Below are 1,061 nucleotides of genomic sequence, written 5' to 3' on the forward strand. Positions count from 1 at the left end.
CCCCCCAGGATCAGGCCGGCGCTCTGGGCGAAACCGACGCTGGCGGTGATCGAGCCGGAGGCCTGCTCTTCGACGCTGTAGTTGACGTCGACCTGGTCGTCGGTGCCAGGCACCTGCGGGGTCTCAACGTTGACTTCCTTGAAGAAGCCCAGGCGCTCCAGGCGGGTCTTGGACTGGTCGATCAGGTAGGTCGACGCCCAGCCACCTTCCATCTGGCGCATTTCGCGACGCAGCACTTCGTCTTCGGTCTTGGTGTTGCCGCGGTAGTTGATGCGGTTGACGTAGGCACGCTTGCCCGGGTCGACCACGAACATGATGTCGACGGTGTGGTCCTGGTCGTTCGGCTGTGGCACGCCGTTGACGTTGGCGAAGGTGTAGCCTTCGTTACCCAGGCGGCGGGTGATCAGCTCGGACGTGGTGGTCATCACCTTGCGCGAGAACACCTGGCCCGGCTGCACCAGCAGCAACGACTTGACCTCGTCTTCCGGCACCTTGAGGTCACCGGACAGCTTCACGTCGCGAACGGTGTATTTCTCGCCTTCGTTGATGTTGACGGTGATGTAGACGTGCTTCTTGTCCGGCGTGATGGACACCTGGGTGGAGGCGATGTCCATGTTGATGTAGCCGCGGTCCAGGTAGTAGGAACGCAGGCGCTCCAGGTCACCGGAGAGTTTTTCACGGGCGTACTTGTCGTCGTTCTTGAAGAACGACAGCCAGTTGGTGGTCTTCAGCTCGAACAGCTGCCCCAGGGTCTCATCATCGAATACGTTGTTGCCCACGATGTTGATGTGCTGGATGGCGGCGACGGTGCCTTCGTTGATCTTGATCTTCAGCGCCACACGGTTGCGCGGCTGCGGCACCACCTCGGCGTCGACCTCGGCCGAGTAGCGGCCTTGGGCCACGTACTGGCGCTGCAGCTCGTTACGCACACCTTCGAGGGTGGCACGCTGGAAGATCTCGCCTTCGGCCAGGCCCGATTGTTTCAGGCCCTTCATCAGGTCTTCGGTGCTGATCGCCTTGTTGCCTTCAATCTCGATGCTCGACACCGACGGGCGCTCGAC

The 1,061-nt window shown here is 61.6% G+C and carries 1 protein-coding gene; it reads right to left on the reverse strand.

Going from position 1 to position 1,061, the window contains the following annotated elements; genetic code table 11:
* On the reverse strand, positions 1-1,061 hold a 1,061-nt coding region (bamA, locus tag ACK59Z_RS25805), incomplete at both ends, for an outer membrane protein assembly factor BamA (protein WP_409293985.1).

It is taken from the genome of Pseudomonas sp. KCJK9058 (assembly GCF_046230975.1).
GTDB lineage: Bacteria > Pseudomonadota > Gammaproteobacteria > Pseudomonadales > Pseudomonadaceae > Aquipseudomonas > Aquipseudomonas alloputida.